This is a genomic window from Edwardsiella ictaluri ATCC 33202, assembly GCF_000264785.1.
GTDB classification, from domain to species: Bacteria; Pseudomonadota; Gammaproteobacteria; order Enterobacterales; family Enterobacteriaceae; genus Edwardsiella; species Edwardsiella ictaluri.
The window spans coordinates 24,327-41,652 of record NZ_AFJI01000031.1 but is presented as its reverse complement, the minus strand read 5'-3'; the positions used below and the strand labels follow the sequence as shown (position 1 = coordinate 41,652).

Below are 17,326 nucleotides of genomic sequence, written 5' to 3'. Positions count from 1 at the left end.
CCCTTCCGTATCTTTCCCATTTACGCATCGCTTTATTATTTATCTACTTGTTATCCTATCAATAAATGATAATCATCGGCGTTTTAATTCATATTGTGAATACGATAAGGTATAACGCCACAGATTGCGAAACCATAATACAATCGATCGCGTTTTCAGTACGCAAACCTATAACTTTTTGTTTAAGGATTTAACTTTTCGCCGTGGGGTAGACTGCAACTATTCCCCTACATGCAGGAGCGACCGGATGAGCGGCGCAAAGGTAGTGAATGTCCATCCGCTATGGCTACGGCTGTGTCACTGGATTAATGCCATCGCCATCTTTTTAATGATCCTGAGCGGATGGCGGATTTATGACGCCTCACCGCTGTTTGATTTCTATTTTCCCAAGCAATACACCCTGGGGGGATGGCTGGGCGGTGCCCTGCAGTGGCACTTTGCCGCCATGTGGCTGTTTGCCCTTAATGGCGTGGTGTATCTGACCATCAACGTGATCGGCGGCCGTTTTCGTCGGCGCTTTTGGCCGATATCGCTGCGGCAGCTGTGGCAGGATATGGCAGACGCGCTGCGCGGCCGCCTGGCCCATGACGATCCGCGCCATTATAACGCGGTGCAGAAGTGTGCCTATCTGTCGGCCATCGGCGCCGCCATCGTACTGCTGCTTTCCGGTCTGGTGCTGTGGAAGTCTGTGCAGTTTCCGCTGCTGCGTGGGCTGCTGGGCGGGTATGAGACGGCGCGCTATATCCACTTTTATGCCATGGCATTCGTGTGCGCCTTCCTCGTGGTGCATGTGGTGATGGTGGCACTGGTTCCTAAAACGTTGCTGGCGATGTTACGCGGACGCTAAGGAGCGACGATGAAGAAGAGCAACATCGATTTATCCGTCGGTGATGGTGATGCGCTGGTGAAGGAGGCGCAGCGTCTGGTTGCCCGCCGCCTGGGCGGATCGTCGCGCCGCCGTTTTCTGCAGCAAGGCTTGACGCTGGGCGGCATCGCCCTGCTGACCGGGTGCGATCTCAGCGAAAATCCCGACGTAGAGAGCGTTCTCAACCGTATGTCTCGGTTTAACGATCGGGTACAGGGCTGGCTATTCAGCGGGCAGCGCCTGGCGCCGGAGTATACGCCGAGCGAGATAACGCGCCCCTTTCCCTTTAATGCGTTTTATGGCGAGGAGGAGATTCCCGACATCGCGGGAGATGACTACCGGCTAGAGGTTCGCGGGCTGGTGCGGGACACCCGGAGCTGGCGCCTAGCGGAGCTGTATCAGCTGACGCAGCATGAGCAGATTACCCGCCATATCTGCGTTGAGGGGTGGAGCGCCATCGGGCGCTGGGGCGGCGTGCGCTTCGCTGACTTCCTGCGGCTGATCGGCGCACAGACCCAGGCGAAATACGTTGGCTTTCGCTGCGCCGATGACTATTACACCAGCATTGATATGGCGAGCGCGCTGCACCCGCAGACCATTATGGCGCTCTCCTGGGATGGGCAGCGGCTGCCGCCGGAGTATGGCTATCCGATGAAGCTGCGTATTCCGACCAAGCTGGGCTATAAAAATCCAAAGCATATCGTTTCCATAGAAATAACCAACCGATTCCCCGGTGGTTATTGGGAAGATCAGGGCTACAACTGGTTTGGCGGCAGCTGATCTTTTTTAATGCAGTACTTCCTCAATAAGATAAGGATGGAAAAATGAAAAAAGTAATCGCAACAGTACTGGCCAGCTCTCTGATGATGGCATTCACCGCAGTCTATGCTGCAGACAGTATGGCTAAAGATAATATGGGCAATGATAGCATGCAGAAAGAGCGCGCGATGTCTCATGATAATATTGGTAAAGATGGCATGAAGAAGAAAAAAATGATAGCCCATGACGGGATGGCGCAAGAGGGAATGTCTTACGACGGTATGGCTAAGGATGGTATGAAGAAAGAGAGTATGAAAAAAGATGACATGGCTAAGGATGAGGTGAATAAAGGTATGTAACCCCGCGTCAGCGTCTTTATTTTATCCGGTGCCTTTCTGTTACGCCCTATCATTGCTCCCCCGGCAATAGGGCGTTTTTTTATGGGTATCTTTTGCTGTGTCGCTGTGTGATCCCTTGCGTCGTTTGACGGAATATATTACGCGCGTTGATATTGCTTTTCACCGGCAATATAGGTCTCTCTAATATTCTGTTTACCCCCCAGGATCATCAGTGCAAACAGCCTGTCTTCTAATGTATTGGTATTATCCATACGCAGCCTTTGTATCTCATCGGTGTACCAATCGATAACCGTAAAGTCGGCAGTTTTCCCCGCGGTAAAATTCCCCACCTGTGTATCAAGGCTGAGGGCAACCGCGCCGCCGAGAGTTGCCAGATAAAACCCCATAAATGCTGATAGGGTACCGCCCGCTAGCTGGGTGACTTTATAGGCTTCACTCAATGAGTCTAATTGGCAAAAGCTGGTTCCTGCACCGATATCTGTGCCTAAGCCAACCCGAATGTGATGATTTTGTGCTCTAGCCAGATTGAACAGGCCGCTGCCCAAAAATAGATTGGAGGTCGGGCAGAATGCGATAGCCGAATCTGTTTGAGCGATACCGTCCCATTCTGTATCGCTGAGGTGGATCGCATGAGCGAATACCGATTTTTTCCCCGCGAGTCCATAATGGCGGTAAACTTGGAAATAGCTTTTCTGCTCGGGGTACAGTTCGTTAACCCAGGCAATCTCACTGCGGTTTTCGCAGAGGTGGGTGTGTACATAGGTGTCTGGATATTTTTCTTTCAGCTCTCCGGCCAGACGCAGCTGCTCTGGCGTAGAGGTTGGGGCAAAGCGTGGTGTAATCGCATATTTCAGGCGGCCTCTGTTATGCCATTTTTGAATCAACCGTTCGCTGTCTTGGTAGGCCGATTCTGCGGTATCAAGCAGATAGTCGGGGGCGTTTCTGTCCATCATGACCTTGCCAGAGATCAACAGCATATTTTTGCTCAGGGCCTCTTCAAACAGTGCATCTACCGACTGTGGGTGCACGGTGCCAAAGACCAGGGCGGTCGTAGTACCATTTCTGAGCAGCTCATTGATGAAGATATGTGCAATATATTGGGCATAGGCTGGATCGGCAAACTTTTTCTCTGTCGGAAACGTGTATTTTTCTAGCCACTCTAGTAACTGCTCACCATAGGCACCGATCATTTCGCTCTGTGGATAGTGAATATGGGTATCGATAAACCCTGGGGTAATCAGACAACCGGTTTTATTATCAATATTTTTATAATTATGCACATCGCTATGATGGTAGGGTCGGCACTCAACGACTTTACCCTCTTTAATAATAAGTAAGCCATCCTCAATAAATTCAAATGAATCGCTGAGAGGGGCTGATTTGGCCGGATTACTGAAGAAGTGAAGAAAGCTGGAGCGAATGGCAGATATTTCTTGGTGCACCAGTATAGCCTCTTTATTATTTATTGGGGCCGACAATAATAGCATTGGTTGAGGGGTTTTTAGCTGATTGTGTATGATATTTGTAGCTTGTTTATCTTCTGTGTATTTCTGCGGTGTTGAATCTATTTTTGGTGCGCCGACACGATTATTGTTGATGCGTGCATACAAGGCAACAGCGCTTTTAGCGTGCGGCAGAGAGAGGTCGGACGATATAAGAATATATCAGGAGACGATACTATCGCTAAGAGTATGAATGGCTTCATCTAGCTGTAGGCGATGGTCCGCGTCGTTAAAGCATGTATCCGGCAGCATCTGTATCAACTTGCCCAGCGCTTGTAGGAGCCGATAGCGATCCAGCTCGGCCTGCGGCGGCAACATTTCTTCCAGTGTATCGGCGTTAAGCCAGATTTGCTCGATCAGCTGTACTACGAGCAGCATGAGTCCTTCGCCGCTAATGGCCGACACACCCAGCGCCGCAGCGGCGCGATCGCAATAATCCTCCAGGCCGAGCAGACGCAGTAGCTGGCGCAGGTCGTCAATAACAGCGGCCAGATGGCTGCCAACGATCGGCTGGCCACTGGCAGAAAGCTCATAGGCCAAGAGGTGTAGCATGGTGCGTATTTTTTTGTGGCGCTGTTGCCGTTCTCCCAACATGTTTAGCCATTGGGAGATCTGGCGGCGGGGGGCCAGTGCACGATGATAGAGCTGGCGCAGCTCTTGGCGTAGGCCCGGCGTTACGGTACCGAACTCCAGCGTAGCAAATAGATCGATGGCCGTTTGGTCGTCCGCCATCAGGCTTGCCAGTGCCTCCTCCATTCTGCTGCGCAGTCTGGCGCCCGGTTGTCGGTGGGCCAGCCAGGCGGCCAGATGCAGGGCGGCCGCACCGGGCGCCGGGTACTGCGCCTGTAGGGCGCTCAGCATTTGAGGCGACTGCTGCCAGCCGTCGTCGTTCAGATCGCTGAGATCCTCCTCCGCAATCATCGCCACTTCTGCCACCAGCTTGTGCATCAGCACCCGTCCACGGCTGCTTGATTCATGCTCTTTGCCATTGCGCAGTTCGCGCAGGCGTCCCCCCAGCGCAAAGCTCAGATCCTCCTGGGTCTCCTCTAGGGTCTCGCTCTGGGTTTCGCTCAGCGCTACCATCGCCTGTGCGATGACGGATGCGCTGTTTTCTGGGCCTGGCGTAGTATGCGGTACGCTCGTGGGCCGTTCGGTGGGGATCTGTGAGGCCGGGTTAATGTTAAGCATAGGCGGTATCCCTGAGCAGTTGCAGCAGACGCGACTGCTGGGCCTGACTATCCACGTGAATGCGCAGTAGCCCGTTATCCAGCAGCGCCTGACCCTCCCGCAGGGAGGGATCGGCGGTTAATGTAATCCGTTGGTTATCGGCCCAGGCGGCCTGGGCATGCGCCAGAGCCGGGGGGGAGACGCTGAGGGTGAGGCGCCCCTGAGCAAAGCGACTGACCACTAACTGATGGACTTTACGGATGAGCAGCGCATTTTGCTCCTGTTTACCCAAGAGCTCCTCGATGACTTGAGCCGTCAGCTGGCGCCAGCGTTGCGCGAGCTGGTTGGCAAGATACTGTTCCAGATCCTGCTCCTGACACAGCCACTGTACGGCGTCGGCGATGGCCTCTTCCTGCTTTTGCCGGGCTAACCGCTCTCCTTCCTGCTGTGCCTGTTCCCGTATCTGTTGCGCCTGCACCCTGGCCTGGGCCAGGAGATCATCGGCTGCGGCCCGTATCGCACAGGCTTGCTCTTCGGCCTGGTGCAGCGATGCGGCGATAGCGCACTGCATCTCTTCCCGCTCGTGCAGGCTGTGTGCCGTGAGATATCCCTGGCTCGGTAAGGCGCCGGGCAGGGTCGTAAACGGAAGATGCAGCGGATTGTTCATAGCCACCTCGCCAGCTTTTGCAGTATGGGGATGGGCGATCCCGTGGGTGCTGCGCCCTGCGATGGGGGGGAGTAAAGCCGACAGGCGCGCAGTGCAGGATCTGGCGCCTGGCTCAGCCAGGCGATACCGAGATCCATCGCCCGCTGATATAATGATGCGGGCGGTAGAGGCTGCGGCGCGGCGCCATAGGGTAGCAGTACCTGTAACTGTCCGATACTGAGGGGGTCCAACGTGTCGGCGAGCGTCTCACGGTACGGTTTTAGCAGCAGCAGCCCACCGGCCTCCAGGGCCCAGAGTCCCATAGCCAGCAGCAGCATCGTGCGGCGTTCAGCGCTGGCCAGCAGATCGCTGGATAGCGGGGTCAGCGTGGGTGGTGCACCGCTTTGTCCCAGCCGCTGGCGTAGCAACGTATCGAGCGCAGGCCGCGCCAGCGGACCGTCACGGTAGATCGACTGCCAGCAGTGTAGCCCCAGCGCTCCCCACCATGCGGGATCGATGATGTGCCCAGGCTGGTGCCAGACCTGATACAGATGCTGCCTGGCGGGTGTCATGGCGTGCTCCTCCTGGGGCGGCGTAGCCATAGGGTCAGGCTAATGAGCAGGCCAAACAGGAGGGTACAGGCCGCGGCGATCAGCGCCTCCAAAGGCAGCGGGTATCCATATAGAATGATTTTATGATCCTCTGCTGCGACGGCACCCGGGGGTTGATAACGGTATTCGGCCCGCTGTAGGGTCACACTGATGCGATCCGGCGCGAGCCCGGGAATACCATTGTTGATGAGGGCCCTGATCTCTGCCTCTCTGGCGGGGAGATTGACGTCGGGACTGTATTTAATGAATACCGCCGCGGAGGCCAGGGGCGGCGCCTCGCCTACGATGGCGCGCGGTTCAGCTACCGAGACTTCGGCATTAATGACGCCATCCATGCTACTAAGCATCTTTTCAATTTGCTGGCTTTTAAGATAGTTAAGTTTGGCTTCCTCCTGTTCTGGGGAGGTAACCAGCTGTCCGCTGGGAAATAACTCCTGCATGGTGACGGTTTGAGGGCGCGGCAGGCCGTTTTGGCGGAGTACCTCGACGGCATCGACAAAGCGATCCTGATCGACCAATAGGGTCACCCCATCTTTTTCCATCCGCTTATCGGCCGGAATTTTGTTGTAGATCAGCAGGGCCATCATCTGATTAGCCTCTTTCTCATCCAGCTTGCTGTAGAGCTCGCTTTTACATCCACTCAACAGGGGCAGCATGCTGAATAGCAGTATCCATGGAGTGATTTTCATGACATATTCACCAGCTTATTGATGGATTGGGCGACGGAGCCCGCGACCTTGGCGGTCAGGTCAACCCCGACCACCAGATCATTCATAGTGCCCTGGACCGCCAGCATGGTATTCGGCGAGTCGCCAGCCTGCGGCGTGTTCATCAGGGCGGCAAAGCGCTCTTGGGCAGGCAGTGAAACCGGCTCTTTCACCTCTGACGTCCCCCCCATCAGCGTCTGTCCGATTGCGTTAATGGCATCAATATTCATACTGTTTTCTCCTGAGTTGGGGGCGTAATCAGTGCGCGCAGCGGCAGGCAGTCGTTCGGCGGTAACATCGCCAGACGGGCCGTGGCCGCTCGCTGGCGCCCCAGCCCGAACAGTAGAATGGCTTCGCAGCGGGCAATCTGGTCGGGATCGTCGAGCCAGTCGGGCAGCGCATTGAGAATATCGTGCATTTCGGCCCGCATCCCGCAGTTAACGGCGGCAAAGCCCGCCTCAACGACGAGGCGGGGAACAGACAGCATATCCATGGCATTATCCTATTTTACTGATGATGCTCATCATCATGTCTTTGACGGTTTTCATGATCGAGCTTTGATAGCCGATCATCACGGAGTACTGCTGCATGGCAAACTGGGCTTTCAGCATGGCCTCTGGATTGTTGTTGACGTTGCCAGAGGTGATGACGGAGTTTGCATCGCTGGATATACGGGAAACCTGATTGTCCAGCTGAGAGACAATATCCTCAATGTTCATATAGGCTCCTTACCGTGACCATGTTTAGGCGGCGCGGTGGTGATGACTGGCCCGGCGCACTTCGCTTGGCGACTGACTGAAGTGGCGCCGAAAACAGTCAGAGAAATGGGCGGCGTTACAGAATCCGGACTCCAGCGCCACGTCGATCACCTTTTTGGAGGTGGTTTCGAGCAGCTGACGGGCATGTCCCAGACGCTGGCGCAGCAGCCAGCGTTTCGGCGCCATCCCAAACTTTTCGTTGAACAGCTGGTTGAATTTACGCTGTGACAGACCGAAGAGATCGGCATAGCGCGCCACCGGCCAGGGTTCGAGCCGATGGCGATAGAGCGTGTCGAACAGGTCGGCATCGGCAGTTAACAGCGATCGCAGCAGAGTGGATGTCCGCTGACACTCCAGGGTCAGGCTGTAGGCCAATACCAGCCTGAGCATGGTTTCATCGTCGGCATCCGCCAGCCGCAGCAGTGTTTTCAGCAGGCCCGGCGCCATGGTGATGGGCAACGGTTGAGGGGGAGATATAGGGTCCGGACCACTGTACATCAGGTGCTGTAAATCACGGCATATGCCGTGCAGAAGATTGCATGGATAGCTAAATAGCCTGGTATGCCGGGTCGACGCGATGCCTGGCGGTCGTGAGTCAGCGATCAGCAGTACGCCGGGCTCAGGAAGAGACGCGATGTTATCTGGACCGGTGACGAGCAGTAGATGCAAATTGGGCATGATATGCTCCTGGCTGAGGTTCTTGAATCATCATAGCGGCCGGATAAATCTCCCCCTATCGGGTCATCACCTGAGTTGGCGGCGATCAGGCGTTTTGATTCAGCGTCCACACGGTATCGATGACGCGTATCGCGGCCAGACATGACTGACGCTGACGCTCAAGGCGGGCGTACTCGTCGGCACTGTGTGGCTGGCGCAAGGCCTGGGCAAGGCGCAGCGCGGCGTCATTGAGGCAGTCGATCAGGCGCTGGCGCTGGTGTCCGTGCGGGTCGTGTCGAAGCGAATCTTCAAGATGCGTCAGGGTTGGCATAGGGTGCCTCTCAACTGGAGTGTAGGGGGATAAAAACAAGGCGCAGTCGGCCCGCCAACGAGACGCCGTCAGGCGTAATCTGGACGATACGCATGCCTTGGCTGAGCGGTGTGCCGGGAAGCAGCCGCATGCCGTTGCTCAACTGCAGGTATAGGGCGTTGTCGGCGCCGCCGACGCCCGCGATCGGCGCGGGCAGGAGATCCTCGGTGCCTAATCCCCCCGCCATGCCGATAAAGCGGAGGGGGAGCGTATTAGCCCCGCCCTGATGGTTGAGGCGCTGAAGTAAATCATTCAGGCGTTCCTGCTGCGGCGGCGTAATGTGTCCTGACAGCAGCCAGGCGTGCTCGGTGCGCCGTGCGCTGATGCCCTCCAGTAGCCCCTCCGTTTGCAGGGCATTAATCAGCCGCTCCAGCGTCTGGGCGCCGCTGTCCGTAAACTGCCAGCGTCCCAGGCCAGGCAGCTGATCCAGCGCCTGGGCCAAGGGAGTGCTATTCCCCTGGATATCACCGTCGATGGTGGCGTCGCCGTTATCCTGCAGTGTGATAATCATATTTTGATAGCCATAGCTATTCAGCAGTGCCCGTAGTGCCTGGCGTAGCGTATCGTTGCAGACGGCCTCCTGCTGCAGATGGACGCCGCTGGCCTGCAGGCGCTGGCTCAGTGCTGCCAGGTGTCCGCTATCCTGGCAGTGACCGCGCAGCAGCAGCTCATCGTTGCTTTGCCAGATGGCCTGTAGCCCCGGCTCATTTTTCAGTGCCTGTGGCAGCCATGAACGCGGCGTAGGGGGCGTGGGGGGCAACGGCGCCGCGGTGTACCCAAAGAAGCCGATGATCCCAAGCGTCGGCAGCAGCGTGCCGAAAAGGACATATAGCAGAATGGCGCGGCTCTTGGTGCGGCGTTTGACTATCTTCGGCAGCGGTGCATCGCTATCGCTGTCGGTCAGGACAAAGTGGATCCCGGCGAGATCGATCCCCTGATTTAACGGTAGGTGATCGCCGTGCCAGGGGCGGCCGCCTACCCAGCAGGGGGTAGGCGTAGTGAGGCTGATGCCTTGTTCGCTGGCCGATAGTGCGGCAGTCGCGCCGCTCTCCAGTGCCAGATGCAGATCGTTCTCTTCGTCCTCGCCAAGGGTAAATTCACCTGTGGGAAGCCGTAGCGCCTGTCCCCGCAGGGGGCCATTGAGCAACGTAAGCTTGAAACAGGTCTCCATAGTTACCTCACATCTGGCGGGGCTCGGCTTTAATCAGGAATAGGCGTACAACGCTGAGTGTATTGCGATCGGTGCTGCGGAACAGTCCGCCGATCAGGGGAAGGTCACCCAGCAACGGAATCTTGCGAACGCCCTGCGTATTTTCATTCTGCACAAAGCCACCCAGCAGCAGGGCCTGTCCCAGATTCAGGGTCGCCTGGGTGGCGATTTCTGCGTTTTGTACCTGAGGCAGGGACTCCGTCTGGCTGAGCGGTGCACCTTGACGTCCGTCCTCGATATTGAGGATCAGTAATACCTTATTCCCGCCGTTTTCCCGGATAAGGCGCGGCGTAACACGCATCAGGGCCCCCGAGGTAATCGCCTCCAGCTTGGGGTTTTTCTCGCTGCTGAGCTTGGTATAGAACGTGATACTGCGATCCAGCACCGCCTGCACATTGTCCAGCGTGACGACGGAGGGGCGTGACACGATCTTGGCCTTAGACTGCTGCTCCAGGGCGGAGAGGCGCACCATAAAGCTGCCGGAGTTGGAGATCAGTGAAGAGAAACTGTCGCTGTTGAGTCTGCCGCCGTTGTTGAAGCTGACCTGGCCGCCGCCGATGCGCGCAGAGGCGGACCAGTCAATGCCCAGTTGGTTGATATCCCCGGCATCCACGTCGATGATGGTCACGGAGATTTCAATCAGGGTCGGGCGTTTGTCCAGCCGTTGGATCAGCTGGCGGTAGAGCGCCATATTCTGTTTGCGATCGCGGATTAATACCGCGTTTTGGCGCAGGTCAGCCGAGAAGGTGGGCAGGCCGCTACTGTTGCTGGGAGGCGTGCTGCTTTTACTGTCAGGAAGCGGCATGGCGTGCCCCTGTGCCATCTCGCGCAGTACCGATACCAGTCCTGGGACGACGACGCTCTGGTTGCGGTAGGTGTAGCTGGTGTCGCTGGCGTTGGCATACTTGAGCGGGAAGACTTCGACGGTTTCACGGTTTTGTTCCTGGTTAAGATCCTGCTCGTCCAGCTGTTTGGCCAGAGTCGTCACCTGGCTTAGGCAGGCGGGGACGCCGTTAACCTGTAGGGCATTGGCGGCCGCAACCTGGCGGACCTGGCAGGCATAGCCGTCCAGCAACCCGCTGCGCTGCAATAGGCGTTTGAGTACCGATCCCGCCAGGTAACTGGGCGCCAGCGTGGTCTGTTCCACCTCCTGGGCCTTATAGACATACAGCGTATTGCCATCGTAGTAGGGCAGCAGTTGGTACAGTCGGCTTAGCTCGGCCAGTATCGTGCCGGGTGGTGAATCACGAAGCTCTCCCACGTAGGACTCGGTAATGTGGGGGCTAACCACCACCGGCACGCCGGAGTTGGCGCCAAGATCGCGCAGCACTGAGGCCAGTGTGACGCTCTGACTGGAGACGAAAAAGGGGGCACCTCGCCAGGGGATAGGCTGAGCCAGGCTGACGGCGGAAAATTCACAGCAGAGTAAGATCAGTAGAACGATGATTCTCATGCATACCTCCCAATGAACGGGCTTCCGGGATGCGTCTCCCGAACCGGGGGCGTCAGCAGCCCCGCCATCGCCAGCTGCTGCTGCAGTAAAAGATCGAACTCTGCCTCCGTCAGTACCGGCGGGTAGCGGCGCAGTAGCCAGAACTGCTGCTGCTCAACATAGAGCGCATCGTCCAGCGTTTCCGGACTCGCCGCCAGCAGCAGACACGCCTGGCTTGCCTGTGCCAGCGGCCATGCGATCGTTATCGCCACACATATACCGCTGGCAAAATAGCGTCCTTTCAGATGCCGATCCTGTAGGGTGCCTGTGAGGCTCTGCTGCCCTACGGACCAGTCGGTATGGTTGAGATACATCGCCAGCTGCTGAAGCGCCTGACGGGGATTCAGTTTTCTGTTCATGACATTAGGGTAAAGCGACGGCATCCCCTTGCGTATCGGGTGCATACCTGAATTGATGAGTACGAGAAGCGCGGACATACCGGCCGCGATAGCGCAGCCGGTATGTCCATGAGGCGGTAGACTGGCTCAGGCAAAGCTGTGGCGTCGTGTCAGTGGAGCAGGCCCGGCGCTGTTTTGACTGAGGGTTTGGACGAGAAACTCGCGCGCTTTATCCAGCGTCTCCCGCTGTTGGGATATCCTCTGCCCTGTGGCTTCGAGCTCAGCCATCCGTTCGTGTTCGTGCTCGGCTGTCTCAACGCAGCCCCTGGCCCTGCCGGCATTGATCTCATGGCCGTGCCGAGTGATGCCATGGCGCATCTCGTTGGTTCTAACCGCGCTGGCGCCGCTCTCGAGCGCCATACTGCCCAGGGTCAGCGCCGGGATCACAGTTTGCAGGGCGTGAGGAGCGGCGACGGGGAGGAATCCGCCGACGGCAATGGTTCCGAGGGTAATGGCGCTGCGCGCCAGCAGTGAGCCATAGGTGGCGACCTGGCGGGCCCTTTCATCGCTGGCACCACAGGTTTTCCCCAGACCGTAGATCGCGTTGCCGATAGCGTCGCTGCCCATGGGAAGCCCCTCGCCGCCATTTTTTTTGTTGTGCCAGTCATAGGCCGCGCAGGCGACGTCGCCGACGGCGATGGCAAACCCGACGCTGGCCAGCGCCAGCAGGGGGATACCGGCGCCGGCGGTGAGCCCGGTGATCAGCGCGGCGGCGATCAGCACGGCACTGGCGGCGACCAGCACGAGCACTTTGGCGACAAAGCTGCGTTTCGCCATATCGACGCCGCAATCTTTGGCCTTTTGCTCGGCCTCCTTGGCCTGTGCCTTTAGCTCCTCCAGTGAAGGAGAGGCTTTTGGCGCATCGCTGCGCGGCGGCTCAATCCCCAGCTGGTCGCACGGGGTGGTGATATCTCTGCTGTTTGGTAAGGGTGAAGGCCCCTGCATTGCGGCGGGTGGCCGCGGTGCTTCGGTGAAAACGCCAGTGATCATCATGGGCTCCTTAACGTCTTAAGGTTGATTAAGCGTATCCAGCAGGCTCTGTGCCCGCTGGCGCAGCAGTGTATAGTGTGGATTGTCGTCGGCCTGGCCATAGCACAGCGCAATCGTGGCATCCAATGCATCCATGGCGGCGTCAGGCTCTCTCAGTGCAAACAGGCACTCCGCCATATGAAACGGAGTAAAGGGATCGTTGGCCTGCAGCGCGAGGGAGTAGCTGAAGAGGGTCAGCGCCTGGCGATACTCCTGCTGCTGCTGCAGCACGCAGGCAAATGCGAAGGTAAAGCGCCGCTCCAGCGGTTGCTGCAGGGAGAGATAAGCGAATGCTGCCGTCGCCCCGTGAATATCACCGTCGTTCAGGGCCTGGCAGCCGCGCGCATAGCTGGCCTCCATTTCATCCTGGCTGGCGCCGCTAAGGGGCAGCTGTGTTTCCCTGCCCTCGAGCAGCGCCAGCCAGCGACGCGCCACTTTTTCAGCCTGGGTAGAGAGCAATACGGACGTCATGGGGATCTCCAAAGAGTCTGATATGTTATTACATTATCAGGAGGTTTCCTGCGAAGCTTTGGCAAAGCGGGGTGGTTTTGGCGTTTGGCATTGTCATGTCGGGGAGCCGGCCACTCTCCCCCTGTGGTAAAGCGCTGGCCGGCGTTGATTTAGCGGTTAGTGGCAGCGATAGCGCAGCCACAGCTCGTCATCCAGACGTATGGGCTGTGCGCCTTCCGCCAGCATCACATCCGTCAGGCGTCGTCGCATCTTATCCAGCGCCCGATCGTGAGGCGCGGGCAGGATCATGGCATCGATATAGCTCAGCAGGGGAAGTGCGCCGATCAGGCGGCGCAGGAGCCCCATAAGAGCGATCACGGCCTGCCCATCATCACTGCGGGCGGTAAAGTCACAGAGGATCAGACGCTCCCCCTCCTGCCGATAGGTGAGGTGAAAACGCGGGGTTTCGATACGCTGCCCGATGAGAAACTCACTCTCCAGGAAGTGCGCCGGCGCCGGGTGTAGCCCCTCTGCCACCATGAAACGGCTGACGTCATCCATCGTGTCACCTCCTTCAGGATATGCGTACGCTGCTGGAAAGATGTTCGTGGGCCTGAGTCAGGGTGGCCAGTATCTCGCGCAGATCGCCGGAGACCTTGAGCGCCTTCTCCTTCGTTTCCTCCGCCCGCTTCAGCAGCTGGTCAGCCATACCGTGCTGATAGTCGGATAGCGCCTGCTCCTCCTGCGACTGGCGGGTCAGATCATTGGCATAGCCGACGCCGACAATCCCCTGCGTCATGTTGTTAAGGCCAGTGCTGATGGTATGCCCGTGTTCCCCAAACCCCCCCCCCACAGTCTGGGCGATGCCGCCGACGATTTGAGCGACAGCCTGGGCCTGTTTGGCCTGAAAGTCTTTATCGATGGAGTCCACACGGGTCTCAAACGCAGTTTTTTGCATCTTGAACGCGTTGCTTTGCTGCGCCTGTTGATATTGGCGCAGCACATCGCGCAGCTTCCCAAACAGCTCTCCAAGCTGAACCATCAGTTCATTCAGTTGGCCGATGGCATTATTGTCGCGATCCCCCGAAATGTAACCCTGGTTGTCCGGTGAGGTGATGCCGTTAACACCCTGGCTGCCGTTGTCGATGGTATTCATAGTCTGCTCCTCGGTTCATGCGATATTGGCGGCGATGCTGCTGAGCATGGCGCCGCTCTTTTGCTGGGCGTCTGCCGCAGAGGAGAGGGCTTTGCCTGCTCCGTCCATCAGGTTGCTGATATTCTCTTGGGCATTTTTTTTGACTTTTTCAAACTCATCCAGCATGAACTGCAAAAAGCTGCTCTCATTCATCAGCTGCTGGATAACCTTCTGGAGCTCGGCCCGCTCCTTGGTGATAACCCCCTGGTAGATGCCGTTAGTGCCCTGCAGGGTGGCGCGGGTGGTCGACTTCGCGTTATTGGCCACGCTGGTGATACAGGCACCGATGATGGCTTTGATGACCGCGCGCTGTACCTCTTTAACGACCTGCTTGGTCAGCGCTTCGAGCGATATGTCGCCGCCGGATTTGAGCGCATTTTTCACCGCGGTTTCTACCGCCTGCGTGACCATTTTCTCAATGGCCTCTTTGCTTAAGGCCTTCAGGAGAGGTCCCTGGCCCAGGAAGCGGCCGCTCTGCTCGGCCAGGTTGCGGATGACCTCTTCGGAGACCTGTCCGGCAACCTCCTTGCCTATCTCTTTGGCTGCGGCCTTGATCGCCTCCTCGCTGCCTTCGGTCACGGCGTTATGCAGCGCCTCACCGGCCGCTCCCTCCATGGCGGTTTCCGCCGCTTTGGCGATAGACTTACCCGCCATGACCCCGCGCCCGACGCTGACCAGATCGACGACCATGCCGGCGAGCTCGAAGGCCAGCTGCACCTTGCCGGCGACGTCGGCAATGGCCTGATATTTGTCCGCATGGTCCTTATCGATCAGCGCGAGGGTTTCGCAGGCGGCTTTCACCAGTCCGGAGCATCCCGCCGCCACGTCCATGGCGCCGCCGGCAAAATCGCCGATTAATAGTTTGCCAATGCCGCTGACCACCTCGGCGATAGAGACAATCCAGTCTACGATGGCGGAGAAGATCCCCGCCTTCTGGGCCTTTGCCTGATCCTCGACGGCTTTATCCACCTGTTTTCGCAGATCTTCATTCTGGCGCAGGCGCAGGTTTTCGGCGCCTTGTTCGCGGATCTTCAGGGCCAGCGCTTTGAGATTGGCATTGTCGCCGAGCGCCTTGACCCCCAGCAGAGAGGCGGCCAGCACCATCGCGTCCATCGGCGTGCGCTCGATATCGCTGACCGTCAGCGGATGACCGTCGACGCGGGGGCCAAAAATAGCCAGAATGCGGTTCAGTGCGGCCTCCGCAAGGCGCAGTGTCACGGGCTGGCGGGGGGCGGGCGGGCGCTGAAACCCGCCCCTGTGGTCCTGACCCTGACCCTGATGATGCTGAATGAGGGGGTGCTGCAGATCCAGCGCGCCTGAGCCAACCGGCGGTTGTTCCTCCTGCTGTTGTACTCTGTCGCTCTGGCCGCTGCTACCCAGCGGCGGCGTGGTATAGCGGGTTTCTGTGATAGGGTTCATGGCTGTGTCTCCTCGGTTAGCGGTGTGAGCTGGCGCAATATTTCCTCCTTTATCGCCTGGTGCTGCGGCCTGGCGGCGCACCATTTCAGCGCCGCGCTGAAGGCCTTAGCGGCCAGCGCCGTCTGCCCGATCTGTCGATAACTGAGGCCGGCCAGATAGGCCGGCTGGGGATCGTCCAGCCGCAGCAGGCCGGCCTGACCGAAGCAGGATACGGCCTGCTCGTGCTCCTCCAGGCGCTGACAGCACAGTCCCAGGGAGAGCCAGTACTCGTATTGCCAGTGGGAGAGACGGGTCAGCAGCAGGTAAAAGCGTTTGGCGCCGCCATAGTCCTCTGCGTCGAATAGCTGGCAGGCATAGCTGTAGACATGGTCGAGATCGTCGGGGGCAATATCCATCAGCGCCTGCAGGGTACCGCCCTGGTTGAAAAAGCCATGCAGCGTAGCGAGATCATCCTGTTCGGTCATGGTGGTCTCCTTAGCGGATATTCTGGGCAATGGATTTGTTCATCTCAGCCAGCAGCGTCTGCATGCTGTTGATCAGGTTGACGCTGACACCATAGGACTGCATTTGCTTCTGGATCTGCAGCTGGGACTGGGTGACAAAGTCAGAGCAGCGCCCCGAGTCGGTCTCCAGCGCCCCTTTAATCACATCAAGCTGTCCTTTATCCAGCCCCTTGCCGTCAGGGTGGCCGATGCTTTTCAGGTAACTGTCGATGTCACCATTGCTGTTTTTTCCACCATTTTGTACCGTGATATTGATATTGTGCTCGCGCAGATAATTGAGCACATCAGGCGGAAGATCGCCGGTGTCGCCCGCTTTTTTGAGTTGAGCGATGATGGAATCGATCTCATTGGCTGCCTGCTGGGAGTTTCTGGCCCTGTCAGCCTTTGCAGACATCACTTCAAATTTTCCCTGCGCCAGATAGATGTATAGATTCATGAACTTGTACAGCACGCTGATTCCTTCGGACATCATGCCGTCGCCCTGACCCGCCAGACGATCCAAGTCGTTGTCGTAGCCGTTGTTTCCGACGCGGTTTACACTACCTTGGTTATCTATATTGATGGCCATAGTACTTTCCTCTGATAGATGGAGTTAGATAAAGTCATGCCCGATAGCCGGGGAGCGCCCGGTGCCATCGGGGTGTGATGGCGCCGGGCGGTTGCCCTGCTTCAGGGTGGCGTTAAGGGCGGTAAAGTGCGTTTGCAGGCGGCTGATACAGTCGTTGAGCTGCTGGCGCAGTGGGGCGATCTCCTCCCGCATCGCGCGACTGAAGCGTTCAAGCCGCTGGCGGGCCAGTGGGTCGTGGGGGGCGCGTTCATGGAGCGTTGCGATCTCTTGCTGTAACGTGTGAAAGGCATCGATCTGCTTGCCAAGTTTGCGCTGACGCTGCTGTAGGTCTTGCATTATTTGCAAAAGGGGATTAGTGACGTGTTGGCTCATAGGGAAACCTCCTATTGACGACCGATAATGTGATGCTAGAACGCCGTTATGGCGCGAACTTTCGAGAAGCTGCATAACGTTTGTTGTTTGACCACTTGGTACGGACTCTTTTGTACCGACCTATTATTGGCGCAGGTTTCGTGCGGAAAATATCGGGTAATAACCTGAAGTTACGTTGTTTTTATTCTGTGATTTGGACAAATGAGCGCCCGTGCCGCAGGCCTGTGCCGACGGCTGTCGATTGTTTACGCGGGCGCCGGGGCGCCGTTTTCCCTGCGCGGCGCCGTGT

24 protein-coding genes are annotated in these 17,326 nt (G+C 57.7%); 3 read left to right on the top strand and 21 right to left on the bottom strand.

Annotated elements, in window-relative coordinates; all coding sequences use genetic code 11:
• Nucleotides 1–247: 247 nt before the first annotated feature.
• The 3 genes from EIEH_RS04000 to EIEH_RS03990 are packed head-to-tail and all read left to right on the top strand — an operon-like array spanning nt 248 to nt 1,983.
• Nucleotides 248–847, top strand: coding sequence for a cytochrome b/b6 domain-containing protein (locus EIEH_RS04000; RefSeq protein ID WP_015870325.1), 600 nt, complete (start codon nt 248–250; stop codon nt 845–847).
• 9 nt (nt 848–856) lie between these two features.
• Nucleotides 857–1,645, top strand: coding sequence for a molybdopterin-dependent oxidoreductase (locus EIEH_RS03995; protein ID WP_015870326.1), 789 nt, complete (start codon nt 857–859; stop codon nt 1,643–1,645).
• A gap of 44 nt (nt 1,646–1,689) precedes the next feature.
• Nucleotides 1,690–1,983, top strand: coding sequence for a pentapeptide MXKDX repeat protein (locus EIEH_RS03990; RefSeq protein ID WP_015870327.1), 294 nt, complete (start codon nt 1,690–1,692; stop codon nt 1,981–1,983).
• A 137-nt stretch (nt 1,984–2,120) separates the two neighbouring features.
• On the opposite strand, the gene guaD is transcribed toward EIEH_RS03990, so the two are convergent.
• From guaD to EIEH_RS03885, 21 genes are all read right to left on the bottom strand, one after another.
• Nucleotides 2,121–3,470 (bottom strand): guanine deaminase, encoded by a 1,350-nt coding sequence (gene guaD / locus EIEH_RS03985; RefSeq protein WP_035608760.1) that lies wholly within the window; start codon nt 3,468–3,470, stop codon nt 2,121–2,123.
• A 177-nt stretch (nt 3,471–3,647) separates the two neighbouring features.
• A complete protein-coding gene (locus EIEH_RS03980) occupies nt 3,648–4,673 on the bottom strand; it encodes an HrpJ domain-containing protein (protein WP_015870330.1) in 1,026 nt (341 codons plus the stop codon).
• Nucleotides 4,666–5,319, bottom strand: a complete 654-nt coding sequence (locus tag EIEH_RS03975; RefSeq protein WP_015870331.1) for a FliH/SctL family protein — start codon at nt 5,317–5,319, stop codon at nt 4,666–4,668. The genes EIEH_RS03980 and EIEH_RS03975 overlap by 8 nt, the downstream gene beginning before the upstream one ends.
• A complete protein-coding gene (locus EIEH_RS03970; protein ID WP_015870332.1) occupies nt 5,316–5,870 on the bottom strand; it encodes a type III secretion system domain-containing protein in 555 nt (184 codons plus the stop codon). Before EIEH_RS03970 ends, EIEH_RS03975 begins: the two co-directional genes overlap by 4 nt.
• The gene (gene sctJ / locus EIEH_RS03965) at nt 5,867–6,598 is read right to left on the bottom strand and encodes a type III secretion system inner membrane ring lipoprotein SctJ (RefSeq protein ID WP_015870333.1); all 732 of its coding nucleotides are present in this window, start codon (nt 6,596–6,598) and stop codon (nt 5,867–5,869) included. The genes EIEH_RS03970 and sctJ overlap by 4 nt, the downstream gene beginning before the upstream one ends.
• Nucleotides 6,595–6,846 carry a type III secretion system inner rod subunit SctI gene (gene sctI, locus EIEH_RS03960; protein ID WP_015870334.1) on the bottom strand — a complete coding sequence of 84 codons (252 nt, stop codon included), beginning with the start codon at nt 6,844–6,846 and terminating at the stop codon, nt 6,595–6,597. Before sctI ends, sctJ begins: the two co-directional genes overlap by 4 nt.
• Nucleotides 6,843–7,109: an EscG/YscG/SsaH family type III secretion system needle protein co-chaperone gene (locus EIEH_RS03955; protein ID WP_015870335.1), complete on the bottom strand. Its 267-nt coding sequence runs from the start codon at nt 7,107–7,109 to the stop codon at nt 6,843–6,845. Before EIEH_RS03955 ends, sctI begins: the two co-directional genes overlap by 4 nt.
• 4 nt (nt 7,110–7,113) lie before the next feature.
• Complete coding sequence (gene sctF / locus EIEH_RS03950; RefSeq protein ID WP_015870336.1) at nt 7,114–7,335, bottom strand: type III secretion system needle filament subunit SctF; 222 nt, start codon at nt 7,333–7,335, stop codon at nt 7,114–7,116.
• A gap of 24 nt (nt 7,336–7,359) precedes the next feature.
• Nucleotides 7,360–8,052, bottom strand: coding sequence for a helix-turn-helix domain-containing protein (locus tag EIEH_RS03945; protein ID WP_035608757.1), 693 nt, complete (start codon nt 8,050–8,052; stop codon nt 7,360–7,362).
• An 85-nt stretch (nt 8,053–8,137) separates the two neighbouring features.
• Nucleotides 8,138–8,362, bottom strand: a complete 225-nt coding sequence (locus tag EIEH_RS03940) for an EscE/YscE/SsaE family type III secretion system needle protein co-chaperone (RefSeq protein WP_015870338.1) — start codon at nt 8,360–8,362, stop codon at nt 8,138–8,140.
• A gap of 10 nt (nt 8,363–8,372) precedes the next feature.
• A complete protein-coding gene (sctD, locus tag EIEH_RS03935) occupies nt 8,373–9,572 on the bottom strand; it encodes a type III secretion system inner membrane ring subunit SctD (protein ID WP_015870339.1) in 1,200 nt (399 codons plus the stop codon).
• Nucleotides 9,573–9,579: 7 nt separating this feature from the next.
• The gene (locus EIEH_RS03930) at nt 9,580–11,064 is read right to left on the bottom strand and encodes an EscC/YscC/HrcC family type III secretion system outer membrane ring protein (RefSeq protein WP_015870340.1); all 1,485 of its coding nucleotides are present in this window, start codon (nt 11,062–11,064) and stop codon (nt 9,580–9,582) included.
• The gene (locus EIEH_RS03925) at nt 11,061–11,540 is read right to left on the bottom strand and encodes a protein EsaB (protein ID WP_239642626.1); all 480 of its coding nucleotides are present in this window, start codon (nt 11,538–11,540) and stop codon (nt 11,061–11,063) included. The genes EIEH_RS03930 and EIEH_RS03925 overlap by 4 nt, the downstream gene beginning before the upstream one ends.
• A gap of 48 nt (nt 11,541–11,588) precedes the next feature.
• Nucleotides 11,589–12,491, bottom strand: coding sequence for a hypothetical protein (locus EIEH_RS03920; protein WP_015870342.1), 903 nt, complete (start codon nt 12,489–12,491; stop codon nt 11,589–11,591).
• 18 nt (nt 12,492–12,509) lie between these two features.
• Nucleotides 12,510–13,001 (bottom strand): tetratricopeptide repeat protein, encoded by a 492-nt coding sequence (locus EIEH_RS03915; RefSeq protein ID WP_015870343.1) that lies wholly within the window; start codon nt 12,999–13,001, stop codon nt 12,510–12,512.
• A 156-nt stretch (nt 13,002–13,157) separates the two neighbouring features.
• Nucleotides 13,158–13,541 (bottom strand): type III secretion system effector protein SseE, encoded by a 384-nt coding sequence (gene sseE, locus EIEH_RS03910; protein ID WP_015870345.1) that lies wholly within the window; start codon nt 13,539–13,541, stop codon nt 13,158–13,160.
• A 13-nt stretch (nt 13,542–13,554) separates the two neighbouring features.
• Nucleotides 13,555–14,136, bottom strand: a complete 582-nt coding sequence (gene sseD, locus EIEH_RS03905; protein ID WP_015870346.1) for a type III secretion system translocon protein SseD — start codon at nt 14,134–14,136, stop codon at nt 13,555–13,557.
• A 15-nt stretch (nt 14,137–14,151) separates the two neighbouring features.
• The gene (locus EIEH_RS03900) at nt 14,152–15,594 is read right to left on the bottom strand and encodes a type III secretion system translocon protein (protein ID WP_015870347.1); all 1,443 of its coding nucleotides are present in this window, start codon (nt 15,592–15,594) and stop codon (nt 14,152–14,154) included.
• The gene (locus EIEH_RS03895; protein WP_015870348.1) at nt 15,591–16,058 is read right to left on the bottom strand and encodes a SycD/LcrH family type III secretion system chaperone; all 468 of its coding nucleotides are present in this window, start codon (nt 16,056–16,058) and stop codon (nt 15,591–15,593) included. Before EIEH_RS03895 ends, EIEH_RS03900 begins: the two co-directional genes overlap by 4 nt.
• Before the next feature lie 10 nt (nt 16,059–16,068).
• Nucleotides 16,069–16,665: a type III secretion system translocon protein SseB gene (sseB, locus tag EIEH_RS03890; RefSeq protein ID WP_015870349.1), complete on the bottom strand. Its 597-nt coding sequence runs from the start codon at nt 16,663–16,665 to the stop codon at nt 16,069–16,071.
• Between the two features lie 24 nt (nt 16,666–16,689).
• Entirely contained in the window at nt 16,690–17,037 is a 348-nt protein-coding gene (locus EIEH_RS03885) for a hypothetical protein (protein WP_015870350.1), read from the bottom strand.
• Nucleotides 17,038–17,326: the final 289 nt, after the last annotated feature.

Bases quoted from the DNA above. Each gene is read 5' to 3' on its own strand.
- EIEH_RS03955 (WP_015870335.1), bottom strand. From the start codon at position 7,109: ATGGATATGCTGTCTGTTCCCCGCCTCGTCGTTGAGGCGGGCTTTGCC.
- EIEH_RS03990 (WP_015870327.1), top strand. From the start codon at position 1,690: ATGAAAAAAGTAATCGCAACAGTACTGGCCAGCTCTCTGATGATGGCA.
- EIEH_RS03925 (WP_239642626.1), bottom strand. From the start codon at position 11,540: ATGTCCGCGCTTCTCGTACTCATCAATTCAGGTATGCACCCGATACGC.
- EIEH_RS03885 (WP_015870350.1), bottom strand. From the start codon at position 17,037: ATGAGCCAACACGTCACTAATCCCCTTTTGCAAATAATGCAAGACCTA.
- sseB (WP_015870349.1), bottom strand. From the start codon at position 16,665: ATGGCCATCAATATAGATAACCAAGGTAGTGTAAACCGCGTCGGAAAC.
- sctJ (WP_015870333.1), bottom strand. From the start codon at position 6,598: ATGAAAATCACTCCATGGATACTGCTATTCAGCATGCTGCCCCTGTTG.
- sctF (WP_015870336.1), bottom strand. From the start codon at position 7,335: ATGAACATTGAGGATATTGTCTCTCAGCTGGACAATCAGGTTTCCCGT.
- sctI (WP_015870334.1), bottom strand. From the start codon at position 6,846: ATGAATATTGATGCCATTAACGCAATCGGACAGACGCTGATGGGGGGG.
- EIEH_RS03940 (WP_015870338.1), bottom strand. From the start codon at position 8,362: ATGCCAACCCTGACGCATCTTGAAGATTCGCTTCGACACGACCCGCAC.
- EIEH_RS03895 (WP_015870348.1), bottom strand. From the start codon at position 16,058: ATGACCGAACAGGATGATCTCGCTACGCTGCATGGCTTTTTCAACCAG.
- EIEH_RS03980 (WP_015870330.1), bottom strand. From the start codon at position 4,673: ATGCTTAACATTAACCCGGCCTCACAGATCCCCACCGAACGGCCCACG.
- EIEH_RS03975 (WP_015870331.1), bottom strand. From the start codon at position 5,319: ATGAACAATCCGCTGCATCTTCCGTTTACGACCCTGCCCGGCGCCTTA.
- guaD (WP_035608760.1), bottom strand. From the start codon at position 3,470: ATGCTATTATTGTCGGCCCCAATAAATAATAAAGAGGCTATACTGGTG.
- sseE (WP_015870345.1), bottom strand. From the start codon at position 13,541: ATGGATGACGTCAGCCGTTTCATGGTGGCAGAGGGGCTACACCCGGCG.
- sctD (WP_015870339.1), bottom strand. From the start codon at position 9,572: ATGGAGACCTGTTTCAAGCTTACGTTGCTCAATGGCCCCCTGCGGGGA.
- EIEH_RS03900 (WP_015870347.1), bottom strand. From the start codon at position 15,594: ATGAACCCTATCACAGAAACCCGCTATACCACGCCGCCGCTGGGTAGC.
- EIEH_RS03920 (WP_015870342.1), bottom strand. From the start codon at position 12,491: ATGATCACTGGCGTTTTCACCGAAGCACCGCGGCCACCCGCCGCAATG.
- EIEH_RS03930 (WP_015870340.1), bottom strand. From the start codon at position 11,064: ATGAGAATCATCGTTCTACTGATCTTACTCTGCTGTGAATTTTCCGCC.
- EIEH_RS03915 (WP_015870343.1), bottom strand. From the start codon at position 13,001: ATGACGTCCGTATTGCTCTCTACCCAGGCTGAAAAAGTGGCGCGTCGC.
- EIEH_RS04000 (WP_015870325.1), top strand. From the start codon at position 248: ATGAGCGGCGCAAAGGTAGTGAATGTCCATCCGCTATGGCTACGGCTG.
- EIEH_RS03945 (WP_035608757.1), bottom strand. From the start codon at position 8,052: ATGCCCAATTTGCATCTACTGCTCGTCACCGGTCCAGATAACATCGCG.
- EIEH_RS03970 (WP_015870332.1), bottom strand. From the start codon at position 5,870: ATGACACCCGCCAGGCAGCATCTGTATCAGGTCTGGCACCAGCCTGGG.
- EIEH_RS03995 (WP_015870326.1), top strand. From the start codon at position 857: ATGAAGAAGAGCAACATCGATTTATCCGTCGGTGATGGTGATGCGCTG.
- sseD (WP_015870346.1), bottom strand. From the start codon at position 14,136: ATGAATACCATCGACAACGGCAGCCAGGGTGTTAACGGCATCACCTCA.